The sequence below is a fragment of the Streptomyces sp. IMTB 2501 genome (assembly GCF_001953885.1).
Classification (GTDB): Bacteria; Actinomycetota; Actinomycetes; order Streptomycetales; family Streptomycetaceae; genus Streptomyces.
Map to the genome: position 1 here is coordinate 25,861 of NZ_MQUS01000047.1, position 26,318 is coordinate 52,178.

Sequence of the window (26,318 nt, forward strand, 5' to 3'; positions counted from 1 at the left end):
AGGGAGGTTTACGCGGGGAACCTGCACGCAACCTGACTACGTGGCCGCACGCGCGGCCGGGAGCGTCACCTCGACGTGACCGCGGCCGTCCGCGATCGCGCGGACCTCCGCACCGGCCGAGGCGGCGATGCGCCGGACCACCGGCAGCCCCAGCCCGTACCCGTCGCCGCCGGTCACACCCGCTTCGAAGACCCGGTCGACCTCCGCGGGATCGAACCCGGGGCCGTCGTCCAGGACATCGACCACGATTGCCTCACCCTGGATGCGCGCGGTGATCCACACCCGCGAGCGTGCATGCCGCAGGCCGTTCTCCAGCAGGGGCGCCAGCAGCGAGACGGCGACCTCGGCCGCCACGGCGACCTCGGCCTTCGCGGGAAGGGCGACCTCGACCGCGCGGCCGGCGATCGCCTGCCGCGCGGCGGAGCGCAGATCGCACCGGGTCCCGGTGTCCGTCCGTGCGCGCGCGGCGCGCAGAATCGTCGTGATCGCCGCATCGAGGCGGTCGACCTCGCTCAGCACCGCCTCCGGCGGCACCGGCTCGCCGGACAGCTGCGCCAGCTGCGCCTCGCCCCGCAGGACCGTGAGCGGTGTCCGCAGCTCGTGGGCGATCTCATCGGTGAGCCGGCGCTCGTCCGCCAGCGCGTTGTCGACGCGCTCCAGGAGGTGGTCCAGGGTCCGCCCCAGTTCCCCGAACTCGTCGCGGGGGACTCCGAGGTTGAAGCGGCGCCCGGGTTCGTGATGGCCCCAGTCGTCGGCGAGGGCGGCCATCTCGTGCACGACCCGCAGCGCGCGGCGCACCACGAGGTGCGCGACACCGCCGGCGAGGAGGATCGTGAGGCCGCCCAGTATCAGCGACAACGTCAGGCTGTGCTGTTCGGATGTCTCGTAGGGCGTGAGGTCCACCCGGACGATCACCATGACGTGGTGGCCGTCGATCGGGACCTTCCGCGCGTACAGGAGGTAGTTGTCGACGGCGGCGGTCTGCGATCGCTGTGCGCCTGCCAGCGCCTCGACGCGCTCGACCACGCCTGCCGGTACGTTCCCGTCGATCAGGCGGCCGTCGGCGTAGACCCAGGCGACCTCGTCCAGCGCTTCGCTGCTGTTCTCCGTCAGTACGACACGGCCGCCCACGGCGGTGACGTTCGCCGCGACCGCCTCGGCGCGGGTACGCGCCAGATCGCGCGCGTCGGCGTCCGTCACCCCGCTCAGCAGCACGTGCGAGACCACGACCAGTATCGCGACCACGGCGGTGGCGATCAGCACAGTGAGCGCGACGACCCTCCTGCGGAATCCCGTCACTGCCATCGGTAGCCCACGCCGCGGACGGTCGCCAGACGCTCGGCCACCCCCAGCGGACCGAGCTTGGTCCGCAGCCGGCGCACGAAGGAGTCGAGGGTGTTGTCGCTGACCTGCGCTCCGTGCGGCCAGCCGGCAGCGATGAGGGCGTGCCGGCGTACCGCGTCGCCCTGCGAGGCGATCAGGCGGCCCAGTAGCCGGAACTCGGTCGGGGTCAGGCTCATGCTCACCGAAGCGTAGGTCACCACGTGCTTCGCCGGATCGAGGACGACCTCGCGCGGCGCGGGCGCGACGGTGACCCGGCGCAGCAGCGCTCGGACGCGGACCAGCAGTTCCGGGATGTCGAAGGGTTTGGTCAGGTAGTCGTCGGCGCCGGCCTCGAAACCGCCCACCTTGTGATGCAGGCCGTCCAAGGCGGTGAGCATCAACACCGGCGCGTCGACGCCGCGAGCCCGCAGGGCGAGGCAGACGTCGCGGCCGTCGGCGTCCGGGAGCCCGAGATCCAGGACGACCAGATGGGGCGCCGGTGCGAGCTGCCGCAGCAGGCTGTCGGCCGTGGCGGCGACGGAGACGGTGTGGCCGTCGTGCTCCAGGGCGCGCTTGAGGACGCCGCGGACCGCCGCGTCGTCTTCGCACACCATGATGAAAGCCACGTGCTGACCCTAGATACTCCCGTCCCAGTTCTCCATCTGCCCTGATCAGCCGCCTGACGGTCGAGAGCGGGCCGCTGGTGCCGCACACCCCTGCCCTGCCATGAAGCCGCGACGGTCGGGCGTAAGGGGCCGAGCCGCAGCGGCAGGGGTTCGTGGGAGGACCACAATGGGTCGCATGGACTCTGTGCAGGAGTACATCGACGCCATCGCGCCAGCTCACCGTTTACTCTTCGACCGGGTGAGTGGGCTGGTCCTGGAGGAATTCCCGCAGGCGAGCGTGGCACTGTCGTACGGAATGCCCACCTACCGGGTCGGACAGCGCAGGCTGCACATCGGTGTCTGGCAGCACGGCGTCTCGATCTACGGGTGGGGAACAGACCGCGATGGTGGCTTCAGCTCCCGCCATCCCGCGCTCATCAGCGGAAAGGCCACCATTCGGCTGCGGTCCACGGACATGGCGGCCGTCACTGACGACGAACTGCGCGCTCTCATCCGTGCCGCGCTGAAGGCCTGACCGGAAACCCGGCCGCACACGCAGGCACAGCCAGGCGGCCCCTGGACGGCCCGACCGCGTTCCGCCCTCGCGGTTGAGTGTGCGGTGACGTCCGTTGGCGGCATCGATGCCCCGCGCCGGCTTGCGCTGGTGCTTCACCGTGGCGTGCTGGTAGATCGGCGGGCCCGCTCCGAGGACTGGCCGGCGCGGACCATGAGGTCCTTGGAGACACCCCCTGCAGCGCAAATGGTGGAAGTACCCGATCACGATCGCCGTAGCAGTGACCACCGCCTTCGTGAAGGTCACCACCACGGACGCCGGCTCACGGCACGGCGCACGCCCCGAGGCCGATGAACACGGGAGCGTCACCGCCAACCCGCCCTTCTCGAACGTCCACGTCCACCACGATCGCGGACCTCACCTCGCTCCCAGCCCCCAGCAGCCTGCCGAGCGACAGCCGCGTCCAGCCCACCGAGACACCCATGCTCGCCGAAGTCCCGGATCCCTCCTGCGTCGGCTTTTCCGGCCCACTGCTGACGGACATCACCAACGCACGCAGCAGTGCAGCGCCTCGGCATCCGCCCGCACGCGCTGAACACGTCCACAAACCCGGACATACCGGACCATCACCGGACGGTCCGGGGGTTCGGCATCGGCCTGCCCGCGCCACTCGGAGTTCGGCGGCGCGCCGGGACCCCCTCTCGGGCGCGGGCCGCGCAGCCGAGGCAGGCAAGTCCAGGCCATCCGCAAGCCTCAGTAGCGCGCCACGGCCGAGCTGCGTCCGCCGGACATCACGGGATACGTCGGCGAGGCAGTCTTCGTCCAGGGCCACCGCGAGCGCGAGATCCAGCAGGACCTTGCCCGGATCGTGCACCGTACGGGCCTTCCGCCATGGCGCCAACGCCTGTGATGTCGCCGCGTCCAGGCCCGTGAGCCGGCGGGCGTCACGCGTGGCACATGCCGCGGTTGACCATCTGGGTGTGGCGTGCGACCACCGGGCGGGCGCTCTTGGCCAGGGACTTCACGAGCGGGCTCGTACCCGAGGCGATCTCCTTGTCGATGAGCGCGAGGGTCTGCACGTGGGCGGGGTACTGGGCCTTGAGCCACGCGGCGTCGTACGCGGCTGTCCCGGCGAGGGCCTTGAGGGCAGCGGTTTGCCTCAGTTGCGCGGCCGATTGTCCGGACGGCAGAGCGACGCCGAGTTGTGCCGCGGTCTTGACGACACCGGCATCAAGGGTGCGATGGTCGCGGATGAACTCAGCGCCAACCCGCTTGACGCAGGCGGTGGTTGCGGCGCTCTGAGCTTGCTGACTGACCGTGATCTCCCACAGATTTCCCTGGTGGGCCGCGGTCAGGAGCTGCCTGTCCAGGGGAGAGACCGCCGACGGTGAGGACGACGAAGCGAGAGCCGGGAGCGACGTGGCACCCATGACGCACAGGGTGGCGGCGCAGACGGCGACGGAGCGGGCACGGGATCGAGTCGTGTGCATGAGTCCTCCATAGGTCGCACGTGCAGGCCCGAGGAAATCCCCAACCTCATTGCTCGAAGGATGAAAACCGCACCTGTGCCATGGTTCACCCGGTTGAGTTGCTCGGCAACCGAGGTCTCCGGGGGCGACAGCTCCCTCTCCCGCGGCACCGATCTCCGCCGCGACCGCGACACAGTGGAGCGGGCCACCAGTCCCGGACCCGGGACCGAGGACGGACGCACGCCAACGACGGCCGCCGCATCCCCCGCACACCGGAAGGCGTGAAGCAGTCAGCCCCTGGTACCGCGGCGCCCGCGTCATCGTCCGCCTGAGCGGGACGGCCTGGCCGCGAACTGCGCCTTTGCCGCCAGTACGCGTGCTCCGTGCGTGCGCGATGCGTGCGCGGACGGTCCGGCACGAGGCGACTTGAGCGGGATCAAGCACACAGCCGCGTGGCGCTGATCAGGCTTGACGGCACTACGCGGCAGCGCCGAGCACCCCCGGCAAAGAGCCGCGCACCCCGGCAAGGATTCGATCCCACCTCGATGGGCAGGTCACGCGGCGCCGCTCGGCGGGCGCGGGAGCCGGACCTTACGTAGATTGAAGAGCGAGCGACTGGCAGGGAATGCGTGTGACACCGGGGATCGACTACACAGGGGTGTTCGCCGCCCTTCCGAGCCCGTGCCTGGTGCTCGGCACGGACCTGGTGATCGCCGATGCCAACCTGGCCTTCTGCGAGGTGACCGGACGGAGCCGGGCCGAGCTGCTCGGGCAGTACCTCTTCGACACCTTCCCGGCCAACCCCGCCGACCCGGAGGCCGACGGGGTGGAGACGCTGAAAGCCTCACTGCACCGTGTCCTGTCCTCCGGCCAGACGGATCACATGGGGCTGCAGAAGTACGACATCCCGGTCGCCGGCAACCCCGACGTGTTCAAGGAGCGGTGGTGGACCGCGATCAACGTGCCTCTCCTCGGCCCGGACGGAAAGGTCGCCTGGATCATCCATCGGTCCGAGGACATGACCGACGTCGTCCGCGCCCGCCGCACGGCGCACCTGCCGTCGGTCAGCCCCGGCCGGGAAGCGGCCATGGAAGCCGAGCTGTACGCCCGGGCGCGGCAACTGCAGCAGCTGAACGAGGAGCTGCGACAGGCCCACGCCCGTGAACGGCGCATCGCCGTCGCCCTGCAAGAAGCCATGCTCCACTCCCCGGACCTGGCCCGGCACCCGAATATCGCCGTGCGCTACCTGCCCGCGACCGGGTCACTGAACGTGTGCGGCGACTGGTACGACGCGGTCGACCTGCCTGCGGACCGCTTCACCGTCACGGTCGGTGATGTGGTCGGCCACGGGCTGACGGCCGCGACCGTCATGGGCAGGCTCCGCAGCGCACTGAGCGCCGCCACGCGCACCGTCCACGGCCCCGCCCAGGCACTGGAAGTCCTGGGGCTGTACGCCCGCTCGGTCGAGGGAGCACTGGCCGCCACCGCCGTCCAGGTCCTGGTCGACTGCCACAGCCATTTGCTCATCTACAGCAGCGCCGGTCACCCGCCGCCCGTCCTGCTGCATCCGGACGGCTCCTGCGAGCTGCTCGACCAGGCCACCGATCCGCCGCTGGGCGCCCGCCCCGAACACATTCCCCGCCCCCAGGCCAACGCGACCTACGCTCCTGGCGACACCCTCATCCTCTACACCGACGGACTGATCGAACGCCGCGGTGAAGACATCGACGTCGGTCTGACCCGCCTGACCTCGACGCTCGCCACCTGCGCCGAGTTCGGCGCAGAACACCTCGCCGACGCCCTCCTCGCCCGCCTCGGCCTCGCCAGCGGGGCCAACGACGACATCGCGATGGTCGTCGTCCGCCTGGACCGAACGACCCGGCCGTACTGATCGGGCCGAAGCGGCCGTCGGTGAGCGTGCAGCCTTCAACGTCTTCCCCCGCTCGCGAAAAGCGTGCGGCGTGCCCACTCGAACGGCGAGACACATTTTTCCGTGACCCGGGTCGCCAGTGGCTGTCTCGCACGCGAAGTGGCCCATGCGGAGCCATAGTTCGCATCAGGGGAGCAGCACGATCTTCCCCTTCACCCGACCCGCCTCGCTCAGCTCCTGCGCCTTGGCCATGCCGGCGAGCGGCAGTGTCTGCTCGACCGCCGCACGCACCTGTCCGCGGGCCGCGAGCGCGACCAGCTGGGCCGGGTCCGCGGCGTCCGGGGCGACGGTGACATCCGCGAAGCGGATGCCCGGTTCCCCGGCCTTCGCACGACGGCGTACTGCGCTGGGCCGTCGAGCCGGCCGAGGGAGAACCGACGGCTTGTCGAGCGGTTTCTGCGCTCTCTGCACACCTGACCGCGCCACGTTCAGGCCCTCTGGCACCGGCCGCGCCACAGGACGCGGCATTCCCCTCGCCCGCAGCGCGGGGAACCCACTTCCCGCCACCGGCCATCGAGGCCACCGACGCCGACTTCTACGACGCCGACACCAAGCTCGCCGTGGACTCCAGGGGGACGGTAGCCGCGCGCCGAGTGAACACGTACGCCGCGTCAGCAGGCTGGGAGGCTGAACCTGTAGCCCTGCTGGGTCAGCCAGGGGAGCAGTTCGCGCAGGGCTGCCACGGTTTCGCTGCGGTTGCCGCCGCCGTCGTGCATGAGGATGATGCCGCCGGGACGCAGTTCCCGTTTCGCGGTGGCAAGGATCGAGGCGGCACCGGGGTGCGCCCAGTCACGGGTGTCGACGGTCCAGCCCAGCGGGCGCAGACCGTCCTGCTCGGCTATCTGGCGGTTTTCGGGGCTGAAGTCGCCGCCGGGGGCACGGAACCACCTGATCTGGGTGCCAGGCCCGCCGGCCTTGCTGATCATGTCCTTGGCTGCGGTGATCTCGTGGACCTGCTTGTCGTGCGGGAGGGTGCGCATCGGCTGGGGGTGGTCCACGGTGTGGTCGCACAGCCGGTGGCCGTCGGCGATGACGCGCTTGACCAGGGCGGGGTTTGCGGCGGCCTGTGTGCCGATCTGGCAGAAGGTCGCCTGCGCGTGATACTGCGCGAGCAGGTCCAGGATCTGGCCGGTGGCCGGCCCTGGGCCGTCGTCGAAGGTGAGTGCAACGGTCCGGCCGCCCGTGGCCGCGCTGTAGGCGATCGAAGCGCTGGGGGAGCCGGCAGGGGCGGCCTGCGCGCTGACGTCGGATGCGGCACTTGCGCTCGTACCGACCCCGGCCAGGGCGAACGAGACGGTCACCATGCAGCCGAGAGCCGCACGGCGCAGCAGACGGACGGACTTCGGGTTCGGCATCCTGTACTTGCTCCTGGCATTGCTGGCCATCTCGGGATGGCGACGACGGGACCCCACGACGATGACCCAATGCCGGACCAAAGCGAAGCATTAGCCGACATTTGCGGCTTTTGTCACTACCGGCCGATGGTGACTCCACGCTTCAGGGTGGTTACGCTTCGTCAACATGAGGCGGCTCTTTCCCTGCGGGGGCGCCCGTGGCCGTACCTCCACAGGGAACGTCCGGGGCTCGGCGCATGGGGGCTCGCACGGCGGGCGTGAGCAGCTGATGTTGGTCCCTGTCCGCCGGGGCTGTCCGCTGCCCGGCGGCGAGTGGCCCTCCTCGGTCAACGGCCGGACGAGCGCATGGGCGATCCTGTGGACGTACGCTGCTGACCGGTGCTACTCGATCGTCGGTATCCGATGCGGGGCGAGGTCACCGGTTCTCACGCAGCCACCCGCGAAACAGCGATCAGCCGATGTCGACCGAGTACGCCGTGGTGTCGAGTCGGTCCGTGCCCTTGAAGACCTCGGTGCCCGCTTCGATGCCGGAGACGTTGTCCCACATGGCGCCGTCCAGGCTCACGCTGCCGTACTTGGTGCCGAGGGGACCGGCCCCGCCCTGGCGGTCGAGCCAGACCATGATCTCGTCGGTGGGCCGGTCCTGCCGGTCCGCGGTGTTCTTGGTGTGCAGCCACAGGTCGTAGGCCACGTCCATGGTGCCCGGGTTGGAGGGCAGCGAGAACTTCCAGGTGGTCCTCACCGGCTTGTGGTCGCCGATCCGGAGGGCAGCCCGGTCGCCGCCTTGTCGACCTTCCGGCCCCAGTGCCGGCCCACGAGGCTGCCGGCATACGACTTCACGTCGGAGTCCTTGCCCTTGGCGCTGTTGGCCCAGACGCACTGGGTGCCGACACCTTTGTCCTGGCCCCAGAGGTTGTTGTTCACGTAGTACTTGCCGAGAGTGATCGTGTCGAAGGCCGCGCACTTCTTGCTCGTCTCACCCGCCTGGGCGACGGTGACGCCGGCGGCAGCCACCAGCACGGCCGTGCCGGCCGCCGCCGGCGTCTTCGCCTTCTCGGACAGCCGCGGTCGACGGTGTTGCATCGGGGATCCTTCCGGGAGAACGGTTCGCGTACCCCCTCAGTGACCGCCGGGTGCCTGGGAGGTTGCCGCGGCTTGTCCCCTGGAACCGGCCGCGTGCCGATACGCCCGGCAGGACGTCGAGTCGATGTCCCACCGCCCACTCCCGCATGCGCCGCGCGCGTTCCGCCTCCGCTCTCGTCACCCGCTCCATGCGAAACCCCCGAGTCAGAGACCCGGGGGTTCCTTGTTGCCCATCGCCGGAGTGCCGAACTCCCGGCGTGCGCACATGGCTTCAAGGCTGGGAACGCTCGCCGCCCCCGGAAGGGCGGCGACCGCGGCCGGTCCCACCGACGGATTCATGAGCGGGGTCTCGCTGAGAGTCCGCATGGTGGGTCAGTACCTTCATGATCTCCGAGGCCAGCACATCCGCCAGAGCGGGCGCGAGAGCGTCTGCCAGTGCGGTCGCGAGAGTCTGCGCGAAGAGCACCCTTTCCAGTTCCGAGGAACGGGAGGGCGGCTTGGACAGAGACGCCACGGCCGCTTCCATCAGGGCTCCCGCCAGCGGGTCCTTTCCTTGCTTGACGCCAATGCCGATATGGGGGATTCCGGCATCACGCACCATTTCATCGAAGATCTCGTCGATGAAGCTCTCCAAGGGATCCCGTTCCGATTGTCCGCCGGGCTCAGCTGCCATTGTCGTTCCTCATGTCCTCGATTTCCTTATGGAAGCTGCCCCCCGATTCCGGCGACTGCAAGGATCGGGGGGCAGGGGGCGACATCCCCTTTCAGCGGCGCATCAGCGCAGCCAGCAGGAGGGGGTTCTCGATGATCGACTCGCCGCGCTCCTCACGACGGCGGCGCATCAGCGCGGCCAGCAGAAGCGGATGCTCGATGACCGACTGCTCACCGCCCTCCTCACGACGGCGGCGCATCAGCGCGGCCAGCAGGAGGGGGTTCTCGATGATCGACTCCTCACCACGCTCCTCACGACGGCGGCGCATCAGCGCAGCCAGCAGGAATGGATGCTCGATGATCGACTCCTCACCACGCTCCTCGCGGCGGCGGCGCATCAGCGCGGCCAGCAGAAGCGGATGCTCGATGACCGACTGCTCACCGCCCTCCTCACGGCGGCGCGCGAGCGCGGCGAGCAGGAGGGGGTGCTCGATGATCGACTCCTCGCCACGCTCCTCACGACGCGACAGCATCGCAGCCAGCAGGAGCGGTCCGAAGGCGGATTCCTCGCCCAGCTCTTCCTGGCCTACTCCGACCTTTTCTCGAGTGGGGGTCTCCGTCGTTGCCGTCATGGCTCTCTCTTTCTTTGACGCATGACTCGGCGGAGCACTCGGCTGTCACGAGCTCTGCGCTCCGCCCTTCAACGCCATCGTCGATGCCTGCAAAGCCGATCGCACTTCGATCATGCGCCAGATGGCCACGGGATTCCCGAGGACTCGCGCTATGCGAGAACGTGGGTTACGGTGCGCGGAAAATGAGGGAACCGAAAGAGCCGGCCTTCAGCTGCCTCGCCCCTTCCCGTGCGGCACGCCATGTCGTCCGCCCGGGTCGGTGCTGGCGCGCCCCGCGGGCCTGCGGTCTCCATGTCCCTCGGCAGTGCCACGTTCATCCGCTCCCGCCGCACCTGGGCCGTGCTCGGGAACCCCGACGGCGTCCAGTTCGGCCAACCCTGCAGTCGGCATGGCCGGTTCCGTACGCTACTCTGCGCCCACTATTCGAACATCCGAGTCATCGGACAACAGAAAACGGGGGCCGTGCCATGCCTGGCATGCGATTCCGTACGGTTCTTGCGGTCACGGCCGCCACGGCGGCTCTGGGCTCGGTCTCCGCCTGCGGCGGCACACCCACGTCCGTGACGGGCCACCACGCGTCCGCCAAGCCGACAGCGGTCGCTGTCTCACCGGTCGCCTACCTGCTCAAGGTGGAGGACGCCACGGCCAAGGTCCACTCGGCCAGGATCGACCAGACCGTCACGACGGGCACTCTGCGCCAGATGCACCTCGTCGGAGACCACGACTGGGCCCACGGTCTGCAGGGCAACGTCACCGTGTCGGTGAAGGCCGACACTCCGACGCCGGTCCCTGCGATGCAGATGAAGCTCCGCAGCGACGCCTTGTACGTGAAGGTGCCCGCCCAGAAGGTGGCCAGGATGGGCGGCAAGCACTGGGTCAAGGAGCCGCTCGCGCTTCTCGCCGCGCAAGGTGCCGCGGGCAAGGCCTCCACCGACCAGCTGAAGCAGGCGAACCCCGCCCTGGCCGTACGGATGCTGATCTCCAGTGGGGATCTGCGCAAGGTGGGCCCGGAGACGGTGCGCGGGGTGAGCGCCACCCACTACACGGGCACGCTGGACGTGGCCCAGCTGATCGCGAGCAAGCAGGGTCTGACGCCCGACGACGTGAAGTTCCTCAAGGAGCGACTCGTGGCATCAGGAGCTGCGGACGACCACGTCGACATCTGGGTCAACAGCGAGAACCTGCCGGTGAAGACGCAGGAGCGGATGCAGACGGACGCCGCCGAGGTCACCTCGACCGCCTACTTCTCCGACTACGGCGTCTCGGTCGATCTGTCCGTCCCCGACGCGTCGGACTCCTTCACTCTCCACTCGGTGACCGGCGGCAACCGGACCGGCACCGCCTGAGCCCGATCCCCTCCCGGCCGCAGGAGAGCGCGCGAGCCGAGGCCGGAGCCGGCATGGTCGCCGGCTCCGGCCCGGTGGCGGAGGACCAGGAGTGCCGCGACAAGGCGGCGGTCCTGCGCGCGGCACACACGGCCTGCCGGCTCAACTCACATGAGCCGGCGGGCGGTTCAGCCGGTGAAAGCGGCCGTGCCGTTCGGTGTGCCGAGCCCGGACGGGCCGTCGTAGCCAGTGGTGCCGGTGCAGAGGTAGGAGCCTCCGCAGCTGCCGTTGGAGCCGCTGGTGACGTCGTTCAGCGCCGAGGTGTGGGCGTACGGGAAGGACGACGGGGAGGAGCCGGCGGACGGGGTGCCGCCCAGCGCGTAGGTCGCCGCGATCAGCGGGGAGGAGGCGCTGGTGCCGCCGAAGACCATCCAGCCGCTGCCCTGGCCGTAGGTGTCGTACACCGCGACACCGGTGTTGGGGTCGGCGACCGCCGAGACGTCCGCGACCGTGCGGTTCGCGCAGCCGGAGTCCTTCTGCCAGCTGGGCTTGGCGTCGTACGCGGAGCAGCCGGAGCCCGCACCGCTCCACACCGTGTCGGTCCAGCCGCGCGCGTTGGACGCCGTCTTCAGGGACGTGCCGCCCACCGCCGTCACATACGTGGAGGACGCCGGGTACTCGACGCCGTAGCCGCCGTCTCCGGAGGAGACGGTGATGGCGACGCCCGGGTGGTTGAAGTAGGTGGAGTCGTACGACGCGTCGCTGGAGGACTCGGAGCCGCCGTAGCTGTTGGAGACGAACCTCGCGCCCAGGCTGACGGCGGTGTTCACGCCCGTGCCCAGGTTGGTCATGCTCGCCGAACTGGCCTCCACCAGCAGGATCTTGCAGTTCGGGCAGGCCGCGCTGACCATGTCGAGGTCGAGGGAGATCTCCTCGCCCCAGCCGGAGTTGGCGCGCGGGTACTTGGTGCCGCCGCTCTGGTTCACCTTCTTGAAGCAGCCGTTCGCCGTGGTGCAGGCGGACAGGCCGTACTGGGAGCGGTAGACGGCGAGGTCGGACTCGGCGTTCGGGTCGTCGTAGGCGTCGACGATCGCCACGGTCTGGCCCGAACCGCCGCTCGTGGACGGCAGGTTGTACGCCGACTGGAGCGAGGCGGGGCCGTAGCCGGCGGGCGCGGCGGCGGCCGTCAGAGTGCTCTCGGCGTGCGCCGAGGCGGGGGTGCCCGCGGTGACCTGAAGGGCGTTGCAGGCCATCACGTCCTTCTTCGTCGGAGCCGCGCAGGCGCGGGCGACGGAGACCCCGTGGGACGGGGAGGCGGTGGCCTGGGCTGCCTGGCCGACGGGGGCGGCCAGCGCGAGGGCGGTCGTGGCGAACGTGGCCACGGCGGCGAGGGAAACGGTTCTGCGCAACGTAGGTCCTCCACATGGTGGGTGTACCGGGAAGGGCTGTGGGGGGTGCGCGGTACGGCCTCGGCGCGGGGTGTACGCCGGGGCCGCGCAGAACGTACGGATGTCGGGGGCACGACAACAAGGTGGACGTTGAAGTGGGAACGTTCCTTTGCCTTTCCTGGGATGTTCATGTGCCTTCCCTGGGCGAGCCATGGCCGAAATTCGACCCTCCCATTTCTTGACCGGCACAGGTGACCGTTCGGCCGGGAGTGGTCGGTAACCCCGCTCCGGAGCAAGCCTTTTGAGCCGTGCCCGGCAGCCGGTTCAGCAGCCCGGACCCGGAGCGCACGTGACGTTCCTCACGGAGAAATCGCGGAGCCGAGAGCAACTGCACCTTTCGCCACGGTCTGCGGTCACCGGCCGGGACGTGGCTTGATCCATCCGCCGGCAGGGGCGCCTGTGGGTTCCCTTCGAGCCGCCTTAAGATCAGCGCCTGCCGCACCGCGTGCCCCCACCACCGCTACGGCCTCTTGGTTTTCTTTTGTTGCCCAGAAGAGGTCTCATGAAGCTTCGCCGTGCCCTTGTGGCGGTCGCCACGACCGCCGCTGTCGCCCCCGCCGCGCTGACGACGGCAACCGTGGCCTACGCCGATGACAGCTCGGCCTCGGCCACTCCCACCACCAGCGCGACCGCCTCCGCCGCGGCCTCCTCCGAGGCCCCCACAGGCACTTCCTCCGCCGGCGACACGGCCGCCACCACGAGCGCGACCGCCTCCACCGGAGCCCCGGCCGCGGCTGACTCCGCCTCGGCCGTGCCGAGCGCCATCCCGACGCCGACCGCGCAGCCCACCGATCTCGGCTTCTGCGAGGCCCAGAACCCGCACTACAAGGCCACGCTCCGGATCGCGCTGAGCGGCCTGCCCGGCAAGATCGTGAAGGGCAGCGGCTGGCACCCGTTCAAGATGACGGTGACCAACCCGTCGAAGGACGCCATCAAGGACATCACGCTCGCCGCGGGTGTCGGTCCGCTGGACGGCGACAACCCGTTCACACTCAAGCAGGTGGCGCTCCAGGCGTACGACCCGGACGCGAAGCAGTGGTTCAACGTGACGGACGACGGCACGTACGCCCTCGGCTCCCTGGGCCCGGGTGACCTGCCCGGCAGGACCGCGGTCGACCTCAGCTTCCGGCTGAACGTCACGGCCAAGGCCCCGGTGGGCAAGGCCCTCACCATCGGTCTGGGCGTCTACCCGGACACGAAGAACAACTGCGTGGCGACGGGCTTCGCCGCCTACAAGATCGACATCGTCAAGCCGGGCACCCCGACCACCGGCTCCAACCCGGTCCCGCAGACCGGCGGCAAGGCCCCGCTGCCGTCCAAGGCGCCGGCCAAGAAGGGCACCTCCCACGTCGTCCCGGTCTCGGACACGAACGCGGCGGGCTCGCTGGCCCACACCGGCGCCTCCTCCGCGCTCCCGCTGATCGCCGGTATCGGTGGCGCGGCCGTGGTGGTCGGCGCCGGCGCGGTGCTCGTCGTGCGTCGCCGCAAGTCGGGCGGCGCCGCGGCCTGACGCCGCCAGCAGGCCGCGAACGAGCCGAGGGCCCGCATCCGGACACGGATGCGGGCCTCTTCGCGTGGCAGGGGCAGGTCGCGCTCTCAGCGCCGATCGGCTCCCGGCCGGTCGACTCCCGTGAGGGCCAGCAGCACCACGGCCAGTACCTGGATGGCGACGACCACCGTGATCAGCACGGGGACCGAGTAGCCGTACAGCCCGCCGGTCAGCGCGCCGCCGGCCAGGCTCGCCGCGCCGACCACGCCCGCGAACAGTCCGTACGCGGTCGCCCGCCGCCCGCTGGGCACCAGGTCGGCGACGGTGGCGCGCAGGGTGGACTCCTGGATGCCCATGGCCGCGCCCCACACCAGCGACCCGGCCACGGCGATCGCGACCGTGTTCGTGAACGCCAGGGCCACCACGCCCGCGGTCAGCACCGGCAGCGCGAGGAGCACGCGCGGGCCGTGCCGGTCGTAGAGCCAGCCCGTGGCCAGCGCCGCGACGGCGTCCACGGCCATCGCCGCCGCGTACAGCACCGGCACCCACGCGGCGGTCAGCAGGTGGCGCTGAACCAGGTGGTAGGAGAGCACGCCGAAGGTCGCGAACCCGGTCGTGGTGGCCGCGGTGAAGGCGGCGTACGTCCAGAACGCCCTCGGCAGCCGCCCGTCCCGGGTTTCCGGCGCCGTGGGTGCCGAGGCCCGCGCCTCGCGTTCGTAGGCCTCCGGGTCCGGCACTCGTGCCCGCAGCCACAAGAGCAGCAGCAGTACGACGACGCCGGGGGCGGCGAGGACGCCGAGGGCGGGACCGTAGTCGTTCCCGGTGAGCGCGAGCACGCCCGCCACCAGCAGCGGGCCGGCGATGGCGCCGATCTGGTCCAGCGCCTCATGGACGGCGAAGCCGCGGCCCCGCCCGGTCGCGGCGGTGGCGTGCGAGAGCAGGGTGTCCTTCGCGGGCGAGCGCACCGCCTTGCCGACGCGCTCGGCGATCACCAGCACGCACACGGCCCACAGCACTCCGGCCACGCCCAGCAGCGGCACCGAGACGACCGTGAGGGCGTACCCGGCGATCGCCAGGCCCCAGAAGCGGCGGGTCCGGTCCGCCAGCGGGCCGGAGACCAGCCGCAGCCCGAGCGCCGCCGCCTCACCGGCACCGGTGACCACCCCGACGACCAGCGAGGACGCGCCCAGTGAGGCCAGCAGGGGCCCGGTGATCGAGCGGGCGCCCTCGTACACGACGTCCGCGAGCAGACTGACCGTGCCGAACCACAGCACGAACCGCCACGGCCCCATCCGCCCGGTCCGGTCAGCTGCCCCCGACTCGGACACCGGCCGATTCACGCCCACAACGCCTCCGCGACGACACCCCGACGAACACCGTCCCCGACCGGCCACCACACTCATGACGCCATGGGCGGCGGCGAAGAACCTCGCCCCATCCTCCACCGGCCGCGGCGTCCTGCACGAGAACGCCGAGCTTGTCCCCGCCACGCGGACAACCCGGCGCCGAGCAGCAACCGCGCGTACGACGAAGCGGCCCCGGCCGTCGCGCATATGCGCATGAAGGCATTCACAGCAGTCACTTTCGTGCATTTTCGAAGTTTCTCGCCCTTACGGGAACCATGGGGCCTTCACACTGCGTTCACCTTTCGGGCACACTCAGTCAGGTGCGAGGGGGAGTCATGGGATGGCGGCTCAACGCCACGGTCGGTGCGGCGATCATCACCGTCGCCGGTACGGTCGGCACCGCGTTCATCAACGGCTGGTTCGGCATGCACAAGACGGACGACAAACCGCAGTCGACACAGAGTTGCGCGTTCCCCGCCGTCCGGCTCGACGCTCCCAGCCAGGTGGGCGGCACGTTCGAGACCACGGCCAAGCTCATGTGCCCGCCGCCGACGGGCACGAAGTACTACCTCATCAGCCAGATGGACGGCGTCGGGAAAAAGGGGACAGAGCACCCTGTCTATTGCCCGCGTGATCCCATCGGCCCCGAAGCGGAGAAGAAGACATACACCTCTGAGCGAGATGTGCACACCTCGCCGGTGGGGTCCACGCGATCCCTCTACTACCTGACCGTCAATGACGACCAGGAGCAGAAGCTGCTGGCCAATCTCCACGGCGACTGCGCGTGGAGCCTGCCGGCAGGTGCGGGCAAGGTCTCCAACACCGTCGAGGTCGAGCGCGGCTGGCAGTAATCAGAGCACACATCACCAGGGGCGCTCCGGGTGGAACGCCCGTGGGGGGAGCAGGCAGCATGGGAATTTCCCTTTCCGAAGCGCTGGCGGAGCTGCGGCGCGAACTGTACGCGGCCCAGGCGGAAGGAGCTCATCAGCAACTCCGGTTCGAGGTGGAGAAGGCCGAGCTGTCACTGGAACTGGAGTTCCGCCAGGAGGGCAACGGCAAAGCGAAGGTGGAAGTGAAGGCCTTGGGCGCCAGGGCCGGCGCGGAAGCCGGCGGTGTGCTGGGCCGTTCCCGACGGCAGGTACTGACACTGACGTTGCAGGTACGCGACGAGGCCCTGGGCGGCTCCACGTTCCCGATCCGTCGTGACGTCGGAGGACTGGACATGTGCGACGACGGGTCACCGCAGCGGTCGCCTGACGTCCAGCCGTCACCTGACGCCCAGCGGTCGCCCGACACCGCGGAAGCCGCCGCACAGGCCGGGCGTCCGCGGGCATGGGAGAAGTGACATGGACCCGCAGCGACTGACCCTGGTCCGGACCGGTGGCCCACCTGGTTCCGGCTCCGGGTACCTGGTGGGCCCGCAACTCGTCCTGACGGCGCTGCACGTCGTACGGCGGGAGGGCCGCTGGGTCCGGAGGGTGACGGCAAGGGTGGGCCATCCGCGTTACGGCGCCGGGCCGGTCGAAGTGGAGGCACAGGTGTGCTGGCCGGATCCCCAGCACGGTGTTCCCCCTGACGACGCTCTCGACGTGGCACTGCTGTGGCTCGCGGAACCGGTGTCGACCGATGGAGGGCCGGTACGGTGGGGACGGCCCGGTGGGGTGGCCCCTGTCCCGTTCGAGGGAGCGGGTTTCCCCGCTTTCGCCGCCGTGGGCGGCGGCGCCGAGGTGCAGTTCGAGTTCGTGCGCGGACACCTGCCGGCGATCTCCACGACTTCGGTGGGCTGGGTGCTGGACTGCCGCGTCCGGCCGGCGCTTCGGGCCGATGCGGAGCGCCCTTGGGCGGGCGCGTCCGGCTCGGCGGTCTTCTGCCACGGCCGGCTTGTCGGTGTCGTGTCCGAGGACAACCGGACGATGGCCTGGCGCCGTCTGCAAGCCGTCCCCGTCCACGAGGCATTCCGCCTTCCGGGCTTCGCCGACGTGGTGAGCCGGCACGGTCACCGCGGCACCACCGCCGTCGTGGACGAGCTGACCGCCCAAGGTGTGACAGGCGCGGCGGAAGACACGATGCGCGAATACCTCCTGGCCGCCCGCAAGGCCGGCGAGCAGCATCCGTATCAGAGCGTCTTCGGCCCGAGCGCGCCGCCGTCCTTGGTGAAGGTGTTCGTACGCCAGCGCAGCAGCCGCGTGTCCCGGGACCAGGCTGTGTCCCGAAGCGATGACGCCGCCGTTGCGCGGCACACCCCTGACGGAGGTGTACCGGCGGAAGGCGTCGAGACCATCTTCCGCAAGGCCGATCGCATGTGCGTCCTCATCGCCGGCCCGGGGGGCGGCAAGTCCACGACTCTGCGCATACGGCTGCGTGATGCTGCCGCCGTCCTGCTCGACGACGCGCAGACATCAGGGGACGAGGAGCAGGCAGTCCCCGTGTGGGTGAGCGCACGGACCCTCACCGGGGATGAGACCCAGGTGGCGGAAGCACTGGCCGCCGCCACCAGAAAGCTCACCGGGTGCGGACGGTATCCGGGACTGTCGGAAGGCCGCCTGCGGGAACCGCCGTGGCCTGGAGCGTACTGGCAACTGCTCGTCGACGATCTCGACGAGCTCGCCACGGCCGCTGAGCGCCGCACGGTGCTGGAGAAGCTGGCCGGCGCTGTCGCGAGCGACCCCCCGATCTACCGGTGTGTCATCGCGACGCGTCCGCTGGCCGAGCATGAACTCAACGTTCTCGACCGCCAGGTACCCCACTACGAACTGCAACCCTTCACCACCGACGACCTGGACAACTATGCCGGGCGGTACTTCGCTGCCCGGTGGTCGCCCCAGGAGGCCGCCCGTCGCGCTCACCGGTTCACGCGGGAGCTGCGCGACATCTCCTTGGAGGAGCTCGCCCGCACCCCGCTCATGGCGTTCATGCTCTGCCAGCTGTACGTCATCGATCCCGAGCGCACCTTGCCCAACGGCCGTACCGCGGTCTACGAGGAGTTCACCGACCTGCTCTATGTGAACAACGAGAGCAAACGGATCGCGGACAGCCATGAAGCATCCATTGCGCGTCTGGTCGGGAGTGTGCAGAGTGCGCGAGCGCGCCAGGAAGCGGATGCCGCCGCGCGGCAGGTGCACCTGCAGCTGCCCGAGCTGATCCAGTACGTGGCCCACCGGTGGTTCACAGGTCACGAGTCCTCCGTACCCGAGGCGCTGGCCTCGCACGAAGCCGTGCGCCGTCCCGGCAAGGTTCGCCCGGAGCGCTGGGAGGCGTTCTTGGAGGACCTGTTTCTGCACACCGGCCTGCTTGTGCACCGCGCCGATGGTCTCGGCTTCCCGCATCGGACGTTCCTCGAATACCACGCCGCGCGCTACGCGACACGTCACGAGACGGCGCGTGCCCAGCTGCTCCGCGAGTTGTTCCCCGATCAAGAACGTTCATCCGACAGTCCCCCGAAGCCGCCCGATCTACCCGTTTCCTACCTTGGGTTCCTTCTCGACGGACTCCTCGGCGCCGACGACTCCGTCGCGACCGAGACCGCGCGGTGCGTGGGTGCCCTCGCGGAGCGAGGAGAGATGAGGACCTTGAGCGTGCTCATGACGCTGGTGGCGGGCCTGAAGACCAAGCTTCCCGAGGAGCCCCTCGTCCGCCGCCTGCGCCACCTGATCGAGCGCCCGAGCATCTTCGATCCGCTCGACGCACGTGTCTACGCGGCCTGGTGGTTGACCCGGCTGGACGGACATCTGAAGACCGGTGCGGATCTGCTGACCCGATTCGCCGAGGACGACGGCAACAGGGTGTGGGACCGGGTGAGAGCAGTCGGCTTCCTGGGGCAGCTGGAGGGCCATCAGGAAGGTGCCGCCGCCTGGCTGTCCCACTGGGCCCGGTGGACGTTTCTCGAAGTCGACGAACGCATCCATTCCGCGGAGGCATTGGCTCGGATCGAGGGACACCGCGAGGCCGGGGCGGCGTTGCTCGTCCGCTTCGCCGAGGACACCGGTCTTCCCACGCGCGATCGTCTGACGGCGGCGCGAGCGCTTACCGGGCTTCCCGCACACAGGGCGACCGGAGCGGCGTGGCTCACCCGCTTCGCCGAGGACGCCTCGACAGAGGCTCACGGACGCACCTGGGCTGCCTGGCAGCTGGCCTGCATGGAGGAGTACGAGGAGGCGGGGGCGGCTTTGCTGACCCTCTTCGTGGAAGACACCGCCTTCGTCGGCAGCGAACGCGTATGGGCGGCCTGGGGCTTGGCCCAGCTGGACGGGCACCGCGAAGCCGGGTTCGCATGGCTGGGGTGCTTCCTCGAAGACAGCGCGCTGGCCACGGAAGCCGCACAACGGTTCCTCGAACTGACCAAGGACATCACGTAACGCTCCGCCACGTTACGGGGACGTGGTCGCGCCGGACGGCGTCGGCCTGGAGGTCCCGGCCGGCGTCCGGCCGGGACACGGTCGGCGGAAATGATGTAGCCAACTCGCCGACGGCATCACGGTGTTCGACCACGGCCGGGTGAACTGTAGCGCCGGGTCGGCGGGCCCGGCGGGCGTTACTGCAGGACTCCGACCGCGCGCGCGACGATCAGCGCCAGGGTCAGCAGCGAGATCGTGGACTGCGTGGACATCAGCAGCTTCGCCCAGCGGGACAGAGGCATGGTGTCGGTGGGGCTGAAGGCCGTGGCGTTGGTGAGGGCGACGTAGAGGTAGTCCATGTACTGCGGCTCCCAGTCCTCGGGCGCGATGCCCTCCTGCTGCATCTGGGGGAAGAGGAAGTCCGGGTGCTGGTGCGTGCCCAGGGACCGGGCCACCGGGCCGCCCCGGTCCCACTCCCAGTACCAGAGGCTGAAGGCGATGACATTGGTCAGCCAGATGCCGCCGCCGGCCGTCAGCAGGGCCACGGCGTTGGAGCCCTCGGTGCCGTGCAACAGGTCTCGTACGAGGATGACGGCCGACCAGCCGTTGGCGAGGCTGACCGCGGCGGCCAGCAGCAGGCCCAGTGCGCGCAGCGGACGGGAGCTGTAGTCGATCCGCCGGTGCGGATGGGCCACCCACAGCGCCGCCATCATGACCAGTTCCAGGACGGGCAGCAGCCAGTGCGGGTGGATGCTGAGCCGTTCCGGCAGCGCCCACTGCACCGAGACGGCGACCAGCAGCGCCGCCATCACGGCCCAGCGCTGCTCGCCTCGGGTGCGCCGCTGCCACGCGGGACGCTCGGATTCGGTCGCCTGATCGGCCGGAGCGAGCAGGCCCTCGATCCGTTCCAGGCGGACATGCAGGAGCTCGGTCCAGTGCTCGGGGCCGGGGCGCGGGGTGTCATGCGTGGTCATGGGCCCCATTCTCGACAGATGCTTGCCACATTACGCAAGCAGGCAACTAACGCCGGACGGCGAGTGAGGCCGGCCGGGCCCCAAAGGTGTGGGGCCCGGCCGTCTACAGCGGCGGGTAGGCCGGGAAGGCGCAGGAGGGGAGTGAGCCGCTGCCCTGGACCTTGGTCACGGTGACGCCGGTCCCGGACGGGGTGACGGTGCTGTCGTACACGCCGATCTTCGCGTACTGGCCGGTGCTGGTGTCGCGGTCGAGGCTGACGTTCTGCAGGGTCAGTCCCAGCGGGTAGGCCGGGCTGTAGCCGTTGAAGACCGACTGTGCGTTGGAGGGAGAGTTCACCGCGCGCAGGCCTGCCACCGTGATGCCGGTGAAGTACGGGATGCGGGAGCCACTGCCGTTCGCGTAGTGGGTGTCGAAGACCAGTGGGTAACGGACGCCGGTGATGCAGGTGTTGACGTAACTGACGTCGGAGACCTCACCGCCGCTCTTGGCGGAGCTCTTGATGCGGATGCCGTTGCTGCTGCCGCTGACGATGCCGGAGCTGTCGGTGCCGGCCACGGTGTTGTTCTCCACCAGCACGTTGGTCACTCCGCCGGCGGTCTCGCTGCCGATGGATATGCCGTGGGTGCCGTAGAAGTGGTTGCCCGCGATGGTGACGTTGCGGACCGCGCTGCCGCCCTTGACGGCGATGCCGTCGTCGCCGTCCTGGATCCAGGAGTCCTCGATGGTGACGTCGGTCGCGCCGCCGGGGTCGATGCCGTCGGTGTTGCGGGCGTCGGCCGGCGTCTTGATCCGCACGCCCCAGGCGGTGAAGCCGTTGCCGTTCTGGTAAGTGACATGGAAGTTCGGCGAGTTGAGCAGGTCGATGTCGTAGAGGGTGAAGTCGTCCGCGTTCTTGACGGTGATCAGCCGCGGGTTCTGCTGGTTCTCGTTCGCCGTCTGGGCCTGCCTGGCCAGCGCCCACCAGGTGGTGGAGGTGCCCAGGATGTCCTGGTCGCCGCGGCCGTCGATCCGTCCCTGGCTGCCGCTGCCGGAGCGCACGCCCTCGATCCCCGCGTGGGCGCCGGAGACGGAGATCAGCGGTGCGCAGCCGCCCTCGGCCGGGGAGAGGGTGCCGCAGGTGGGTTTGCCCTTCACCTGATAGGAGGCGGGGTTGCGGGAGCCGTAGAGGGTGACGCCGCTGTCGATGACGAGTATCTCGCCCTGGTGGACGGTCAACGGCCCGGTGAGGAAGGCGTTGTGGGAGCCCGATGCCTTCAGCTCCACGGCCACCGGGCCCGAGCCGTTCCGGGTGCAGGCGTCCAGGGCGGCCTGGAGGACCGCGGTGTCCGGCGGGTTCTTCTCCGCAGCGGCACCGAAGGCGCGGCCGGAGGCGGTGAGTTGGGCGGTGACCGTCTTGCAGGTGGTGGACGGAAGACGCGGCTCGGTCACATGGCGGCTGTCACCGGTGGCCGGTCCCGAGGTGACGGCATGCGCCGAGCCCGCCGAGCCCGAGGCGTTCGCGGAAGCGCCGGTGCCCGCGCTGCCCCGCGTCGGGTCCCAGCCGTCGGTGCCCGCGAGGTACTTCCGCACGGTGCGGTCGGCGGCCTGCGCGGCGGTGAGCCGGGGTGTGCCGGCGTTGGTTGCCGCACCCGGACCGGTGTCGGCGTAGGAGGCGAACCGGGCGGACTTCCAGGAGAAGCCGCTCATGTCCGTCCAGGGGGTCGCCTTCTTGATCGCGGCGGGCAGCACGGTGTTGCGGAACAGGACCTGGGCCACCGAGGTGGCCGAGGGGTGCCACGGACGGCCCAGATAGTAGGTGTCGGCCTTGGCCGTACTGCTCACCGTGCTGTTGGCGATGAGGAAACCGTACTTCTGCGAGGAGTCGGTGTCGGCCGCGGTGAGGAAACCGTTCAGGCCCCCCGCGGCGGCGCCGTTGTCCCGGGCGACGAGGGTGTCATGGTCGAAGACGGCGTCGGCGTCGCCGAAGAGGAAGTCGGTGTCGCCGGCGATCGTGTCGCCGCGGAAGTACTGCCGGGTCAGCGTGGTGGCGGTCGGGGCCCAGGCCAGCAGGGTGTCCTGGTGGCCGAGGAAGCGGTCGTGCTCGTAGACCTGCCGGTCGCCCTCCGCGTTCAGGGCGACGGCCTGGCCGCTGATCCCGGGATGCGCCGCCTTGCCGAAGAAGTTGGCGATGGTCAGGTTCTTGACCGTGAGGTCCTTGGCGGCAAAGGTCGCCGTGGCACTCCCGGCGGTGCCCAGTTGGCCTCCGCCTGGCTTCTTCGTTCCTGCCGCGTTGTCGTAGGTGATGACGACGTCCGCCGGGTTGCCGGTGGCGCCCGCGATGGTCAGCCCGCTCTTGGCGGCGGGCACGGTGACGACCTCGTGGTAGACGCCCTTGGCGACGGAGATCGTCTCTCCGGGCGAGGCGGCGTCGATCGCCGCCTGGACCGTCCGGTAGGGGGCGCTGCCGTCCGCGGCGACGGTCAGCGTGCGGGCGGAGTGCGTGGAACTGGCCTGGGCGAACAGGGGGATGCAGGCAAGGCCACCGACTGCGGCCAGGGCGCCGCCGGCCGCCACCGCCGTACGGCGGGTGACGCGAGAACGCCGATGGGACTGAGGGGACACCAGAGGGTTTCCTTCCTCCAGGAGGAGTGACACCCCCAAGTGGCTCCGTCGACCCGAAAGGTTGCCGCCTCCTCCGGCGCCGCTACGTCATGTCAGCTTCTTCAGGATTTCGGCCGCGGCAGGTCCGGCGGAGGCGGGGTTCTGACCGGTGACCAGGTTGCGGTCCACGACCACGTTCGGGGCCCACGGTTCGCCCGCCCGGTAGTCCGCGCCGATCTCGACCAGGCGGTCCTGGAGCAGCCACTTGGCGCCCGCCGCCAGGCCGTTCTGGGTCTCCTCGACGTTGCTGAAGCCGGTGAGCCGGTAGCCGGCGAAGGCGTTGCTGCCGTCGGCCTCGGTGGCGGCCAGCAGCGCGGCCGGGGCGTGGCAGACCACGCCGAGGGGCTTGCCGGACTTCAGCGCCGAAGTGAGCAGCCGGCCGGAGGTGGCGTCGACGGCCAGGTCCTCCATCGGGCCGTGGCCACCGGGGTAGAAGACGGCGGCGTAGTCGTCGAGGTCGACGTCCTCCAGCTTGACGGGGTGCTGGATCTCGCTGATCGAGGCGAGGGCGTCCGCCATCTTCCGGGCGCCCTCCTCGCCACCGTTGAACTGCGGTGCCAGGCTGGCCTGGTCCAGGGGCGGCACGACGCCGCCCGGCGTGGCGATGACGATCTCGTGGCCGGCGGCCTTGAACGCCTGGTACGGAGCGACTGCCTCCTCGGCCCAGAAGCCGGTCGGGTGCTGGGTGCCGTCCGCCAGCGTCCAGTGGTCGGCGCCGGTCATCACGAAAACAATCTTTGACATGTGCGGTCTCCTGGAACCAGGTTTATCCGGCGGTCCCCACAGAAGCAGGAACCCCAGGTTTTCGGACTGATTACTCGGTCTCTTTACTCGGTCTCTTTACTCGTGGAACAGTCGACGAACACGCAGCCCGGGCTGCGTAGGTGGCCTGACTGGTCCTCATCGCCAGAATGTTTTTCTGAACCACCTTTCCCACGTCTCCGGTGGTGATCCACAGAACCCGGTGCTCTTCGTTCCCGAAACTAAAGCCGCTGAAGTATCCGCGCCAATGAAGAGACCGATACCAGGTATCGATGACCCGATGCCTGGTCCCCGGGGACGAGCTGCGGGTGGCTGCCGCGCGTACCTCGTAGGCTCGGAGCCGTGAGCGCTCACGACACCCATGGGTCCGGTCCGCTGGACCTGAACCTGCTGCGCACCTTCCTCGCGGTGCACCGCCTGGGCTCCTTCACCGCAGCGGCGCGCCAGCTGGGCCTGTCGCAGTCCACCGTCACCACGCAGATCCGGGCGCTGGAGAACCGCCTGGGCCGTGAACTGTTCGAACGCCGGGCGCAAGGTGTCACCCCGCTGCCCCACGCGGACGAACTCGCCGCGCGGCTGTCGGCCCCCCTCGACCAGTTGGCCGGCATCACCGGTGAGGAGCCGGGCAGCACCGTGGCACCGGTTCATCTGGCGGGGCCCGCGGAGTTCATGAGCGTGACCGGCGTGAGGGTGCTGGCCCCGCTGGTCGCACAGGGCGTCCGGCTGCGGGTGGTCATCGGGCTGACCGAACCGCTGCTCGAAGAGCTGCGGGCAGGACGCCACGACCTCGTCGTCGCCACCCGGCGGCCCCGCGGCCGGACGCTGCACGCCGAACTCCTCGCCGACGAGGAGTTCGTCCTGGTCGCCGCCCCGGTATGGGCCGAGCGGCTCAAGGGGCAGGAGCAGGAGCTGCCCACCGCCCTGGAGGACCTCCCGCTGATCGCCTACGCCGAGGACCTGCCCATCGCCCGCCGCTACTGGCGCCACGTCTTCGACCGCCGCCTGCACGCCCAGGCCGCGATCACCGTCCCGGACCTGCGCAGCGTCCTCACCGCCCTCACCGCCGGCGCCGGCTGGAGCGTCCTGCCCAGCTACCTCTGCCGCACCGAACTCGCCTCCGGCACCCTCCAACTGCTGCACCAGCCGGAGGACCCGCCCATCAACACCGCCTACCTCGTCCAGCGCCCGGGCAGCGCCGCCAACCCGCATGTGACACTCGTCCGCGAGCACCTGCTCGCCGCCGCGAAGACCTGGTGAGCCGGCCCGGCGGCACTCATGAAGCGCCGGCACATCATCGAGCCGTGACCGCGCCCGGCATCCGGTACGTGAAGTCACAGCGGTGGCAACCCGGGAGCGTCGGTCGTTCGGCCGTTGCGGCGGTACGGTGTGCGGCAGTCGATCGCCCGTTCTGCGATCGCTGACCACCAAGGGGGTTCCATGAAACACCGACGCCCGCGCCACCGTCGCAGAGCGATCGCCAGAGCAGTCGGTACGGCGGGTGCGCTGGCCGTCGCTCTGGGTGCGGGGATGACGCCGGCGATGGCCGCCGGGAAGCCGTCCGACAAGCCTGCGGCCACCGGGTTCTCGCCCGACCAGCCCGACCAGCCCGACCCGAACACGCCCTGGGCGCCCGAGAACGACGAGGCGCCGCTGCACCACAAGCCCGTGCACCCCGATGCCCTCGCGTCGGGCCGCACGGATCCGTCCGGTCTCCAGCTCAACATGCCCGCGCCGACCGGGCCGTACAGCGTGGGCATGGTCGGCCTGCACCTCGTCGACCAGTCCCGTACGGATCCGTACGTGCTCGGCGATACTCCTCGCGAGCTGATGGTGTCGCTCTGGTATCCGGCCACCGCCACGTCCGGGCACTACCAGGCACCGTGGATGCCGTCGATATCCGGCGACCACTTCCTCGCCTCGCGCGGGCTGTCGCCGCAGCAGGTGACCCTGCCGAGGACCGCGGGCCATGTCCTCGCCCCGGTGAACACCAAGCTCGGCAAGCTGCCCGTCCTGCTGTACTCCACCGGGCTGCACTCGGACCGCGCGATGGGCACCGCTCTCGCCCAGGACCTCGCCAGCCGCGGCTACCTCGTCGTCACCGTCGACCACACCCACGACGCCGGCGAGGTGCAGTTCCCGGTCAACCGGCTTGAGGTCAACACGATGCCCCCGGGCGCCCACTCCTCCGACACGCTCAAGGTGCGCGCGGCCGACATCCGGTTCGTCATCAACCAGCTCGGCACGATCAGCAAGGGCGGCAACCCGGACGCCGGCCACGCCACGCTCCCCTCCGGGCTGTCGAAGTCGGTGGACATGTCCCGCATCGGGATGTTCGGCTGGTCGCTGGGCGGCGCGGCGGTCGACACCTCCATGCAGCTCGACCACCGCATCGCCGCCGGTGCCGACCTGGACGGCCAGTTCTTCGGCTCGGCACCGA

Annotated in this window: 23 protein-coding genes and 1 pseudogene; 9 read left to right on the plus strand and 15 right to left on the minus strand. The window is 70.1% G+C overall.

Going from position 1 to position 26,318, the window contains the following annotated elements; translation table 11 throughout:
• Nucleotides 1–36: 36 nt before the first annotated feature.
• Nucleotides 37–1,305 (minus strand): sensor histidine kinase KdpD, encoded by a 1,269-nt coding sequence (locus AV521_RS42760; RefSeq protein ID WP_076097067.1) that lies wholly within the window; start codon nucleotides 1,303–1,305, stop codon nucleotides 37–39.
• On the minus strand, nucleotides 1,296–1,949 hold the full coding sequence (locus AV521_RS42765; RefSeq protein ID WP_076097069.1) for a response regulator transcription factor: 654 nt from the start codon (nucleotides 1,947–1,949) through the stop codon (nucleotides 1,296–1,298). The genes AV521_RS42760 and AV521_RS42765 overlap by 10 nt, the downstream gene beginning before the upstream one ends.
• Before the next feature lie 175 nt (nucleotides 1,950–2,124).
• On the opposite strand from AV521_RS42765, the gene AV521_RS42770 reads away from it, so the two are divergent.
• Nucleotides 2,125–2,463, plus strand: coding sequence for a DUF1801 domain-containing protein (locus tag AV521_RS42770; RefSeq protein WP_076097071.1), 339 nt, complete (start codon nucleotides 2,125–2,127; stop codon nucleotides 2,461–2,463).
• Nucleotides 2,464–3,238: 775 nt separating this feature from the next.
• Here the strand turns inward: AV521_RS42770 and AV521_RS52450 are convergent.
• Nucleotides 3,239–3,388: pseudogene (locus AV521_RS52450) on the minus strand (IS1380 family transposase); the annotation flags it as partial.
• Nucleotides 3,387–4,232, minus strand: coding sequence for a DUF4142 domain-containing protein (locus tag AV521_RS53075; protein ID WP_079249689.1), 846 nt, complete (start codon nucleotides 4,230–4,232; stop codon nucleotides 3,387–3,389). The gene AV521_RS53075 and the pseudogene AV521_RS52450, both read right to left, overlap by 2 nt.
• 310 nt (nucleotides 4,233–4,542) lie before the next feature.
• Here AV521_RS53075 and AV521_RS42785 point away from each other — a divergent pair, with 310 nt between their 5' ends.
• Complete coding sequence (locus AV521_RS42785) at nucleotides 4,543–5,802, plus strand: SpoIIE family protein phosphatase (protein ID WP_107481178.1); 1,260 nt, start codon at nucleotides 4,543–4,545, stop codon at nucleotides 5,800–5,802.
• 165 nt (nucleotides 5,803–5,967) lie between these two features.
• On the opposite strand, the gene AV521_RS42790 is transcribed toward AV521_RS42785, so the two are convergent.
• From AV521_RS42790 to AV521_RS42810, 6 genes are all read right to left on the minus strand, one after another.
• Nucleotides 5,968–6,252: a zinc-binding dehydrogenase gene (locus AV521_RS42790; RefSeq protein ID WP_256725947.1), complete on the minus strand. Its 285-nt coding sequence runs from the start codon at nucleotides 6,250–6,252 to the stop codon at nucleotides 5,968–5,970.
• Nucleotides 6,253–6,452: 200 nt separating this feature from the next.
• Nucleotides 6,453–7,196 (minus strand): polysaccharide deacetylase family protein, encoded by a 744-nt coding sequence (locus AV521_RS42795; RefSeq protein ID WP_079249691.1) that lies wholly within the window; start codon nucleotides 7,194–7,196, stop codon nucleotides 6,453–6,455.
• A 451-nt stretch (nucleotides 7,197–7,647) separates the two neighbouring features.
• Entirely contained in the window at nucleotides 7,648–7,938 is a 291-nt protein-coding gene (locus tag AV521_RS51885) for a hypothetical protein (RefSeq protein ID WP_256725948.1), read from the minus strand.
• A complete protein-coding gene (locus AV521_RS51890) occupies nucleotides 7,935–8,279 on the minus strand; it encodes a hypothetical protein (protein ID WP_256725949.1) in 345 nt (114 codons plus the stop codon). Before AV521_RS51890 ends, AV521_RS51885 begins: the two co-directional genes overlap by 4 nt.
• Nucleotides 8,280–8,550: 271 nt before the next feature.
• Nucleotides 8,551–8,952, minus strand: coding sequence for a hypothetical protein (locus AV521_RS42805; protein WP_076097084.1), 402 nt, complete (start codon nucleotides 8,950–8,952; stop codon nucleotides 8,551–8,553).
• Nucleotides 8,953–9,043: 91 nt separating this feature from the next.
• Entirely contained in the window at nucleotides 9,044–9,562 is a 519-nt protein-coding gene (locus AV521_RS42810; protein WP_143658748.1) for a hypothetical protein, read from the minus strand.
• A 476-nt stretch (nucleotides 9,563–10,038) separates the two neighbouring features.
• On the opposite strand from AV521_RS42810, the gene AV521_RS42815 reads away from it, so the two are divergent.
• Nucleotides 10,039–10,908, plus strand: coding sequence for a hypothetical protein (locus AV521_RS42815; RefSeq protein ID WP_076097089.1), 870 nt, complete (start codon nucleotides 10,039–10,041; stop codon nucleotides 10,906–10,908).
• A 167-nt stretch (nucleotides 10,909–11,075) separates the two neighbouring features.
• Here AV521_RS42815 and AV521_RS42820 read toward each other — a convergent pair whose 3' ends face one another.
• Nucleotides 11,076–12,296 carry a S53 family peptidase gene (locus tag AV521_RS42820; RefSeq protein WP_076097092.1) on the minus strand — a complete coding sequence of 407 codons (1,221 nt, stop codon included), beginning with the start codon at nucleotides 12,294–12,296 and terminating at the stop codon, nucleotides 11,076–11,078.
• Nucleotides 12,297–12,837: 541 nt separating this feature from the next.
• Here AV521_RS42820 and AV521_RS42825 point away from each other — a divergent pair.
• A complete protein-coding gene (locus tag AV521_RS42825; protein ID WP_076097094.1) occupies nucleotides 12,838–13,845 on the plus strand; it encodes an LAETG motif-containing sortase-dependent surface protein in 1,008 nt (335 codons plus the stop codon).
• Between the two features lie 86 nt (nucleotides 13,846–13,931).
• On the opposite strand, the gene AV521_RS42830 is transcribed toward AV521_RS42825, so the two are convergent.
• On the minus strand, nucleotides 13,932–15,116 hold the full coding sequence (locus tag AV521_RS42830; protein ID WP_076097097.1) for an MFS transporter: 1,185 nt from the start codon (nucleotides 15,114–15,116) through the stop codon (nucleotides 13,932–13,934).
• A gap of 389 nt (nucleotides 15,117–15,505) precedes the next feature.
• Between AV521_RS42830 and AV521_RS42835 the strand changes: the two genes are divergently transcribed.
• The 3 genes from AV521_RS42835 to AV521_RS42845 are packed head-to-tail and all read left to right on the plus strand — an operon-like array spanning nucleotide 15,506 to nucleotide 19,525.
• Nucleotides 15,506–16,021: a hypothetical protein gene (locus AV521_RS42835; protein ID WP_076097099.1), complete on the plus strand. Its 516-nt coding sequence runs from the start codon at nucleotides 15,506–15,508 to the stop codon at nucleotides 16,019–16,021.
• A 59-nt stretch (nucleotides 16,022–16,080) separates the two neighbouring features.
• Complete coding sequence (locus AV521_RS51895; protein WP_076097101.1) at nucleotides 16,081–16,515, plus strand: trypco2 family protein; 435 nt, start codon at nucleotides 16,081–16,083, stop codon at nucleotides 16,513–16,515.
• A 1-nt stretch (nucleotide 16,516) separates the two neighbouring features.
• Complete coding sequence (locus tag AV521_RS42845) at nucleotides 16,517–19,525, plus strand: serine protease (protein WP_076097103.1); 3,009 nt, start codon at nucleotides 16,517–16,519, stop codon at nucleotides 19,523–19,525.
• 176 nt (nucleotides 19,526–19,701) lie between these two features.
• Here the strand turns inward: AV521_RS42845 and AV521_RS42850 are convergent, their stop codons facing one another.
• The 3 genes from AV521_RS42850 to AV521_RS42865 all read right to left on the minus strand — a co-directional run bounded on the left by AV521_RS42850 (nucleotide 19,702) and on the right by AV521_RS42865 (nucleotide 23,863).
• Nucleotides 19,702–20,478 (minus strand): DUF1345 domain-containing protein, encoded by a 777-nt coding sequence (locus tag AV521_RS42850; RefSeq protein ID WP_076097105.1) that lies wholly within the window; start codon nucleotides 20,476–20,478, stop codon nucleotides 19,702–19,704.
• Between the two features lie 103 nt (nucleotides 20,479–20,581).
• Nucleotides 20,582–23,080: a pectinesterase family protein gene (locus tag AV521_RS50195; RefSeq protein WP_218639418.1), complete on the minus strand. Its 2,499-nt coding sequence runs from the start codon at nucleotides 23,078–23,080 to the stop codon at nucleotides 20,582–20,584.
• Nucleotides 23,081–23,167: 87 nt separating this feature from the next.
• A complete protein-coding gene (locus tag AV521_RS42865; RefSeq protein ID WP_076097107.1) occupies nucleotides 23,168–23,863 on the minus strand; it encodes a type 1 glutamine amidotransferase domain-containing protein in 696 nt (231 codons plus the stop codon).
• 360 nt (nucleotides 23,864–24,223) lie between these two features.
• Here AV521_RS42865 and AV521_RS42870 point away from each other — a divergent pair, with 360 nt between their 5' ends.
• Entirely contained in the window at nucleotides 24,224–25,138 is a 915-nt protein-coding gene (locus tag AV521_RS42870) for a LysR family transcriptional regulator (protein ID WP_076097110.1), read from the plus strand.
• A 180-nt stretch (nucleotides 25,139–25,318) separates the two neighbouring features.
• Nucleotides 25,319–26,318: hydrolase (locus AV521_RS42875; RefSeq protein WP_256725950.1), on the plus strand; the 1,000-nt coding region annotated here is incomplete at its 3' end.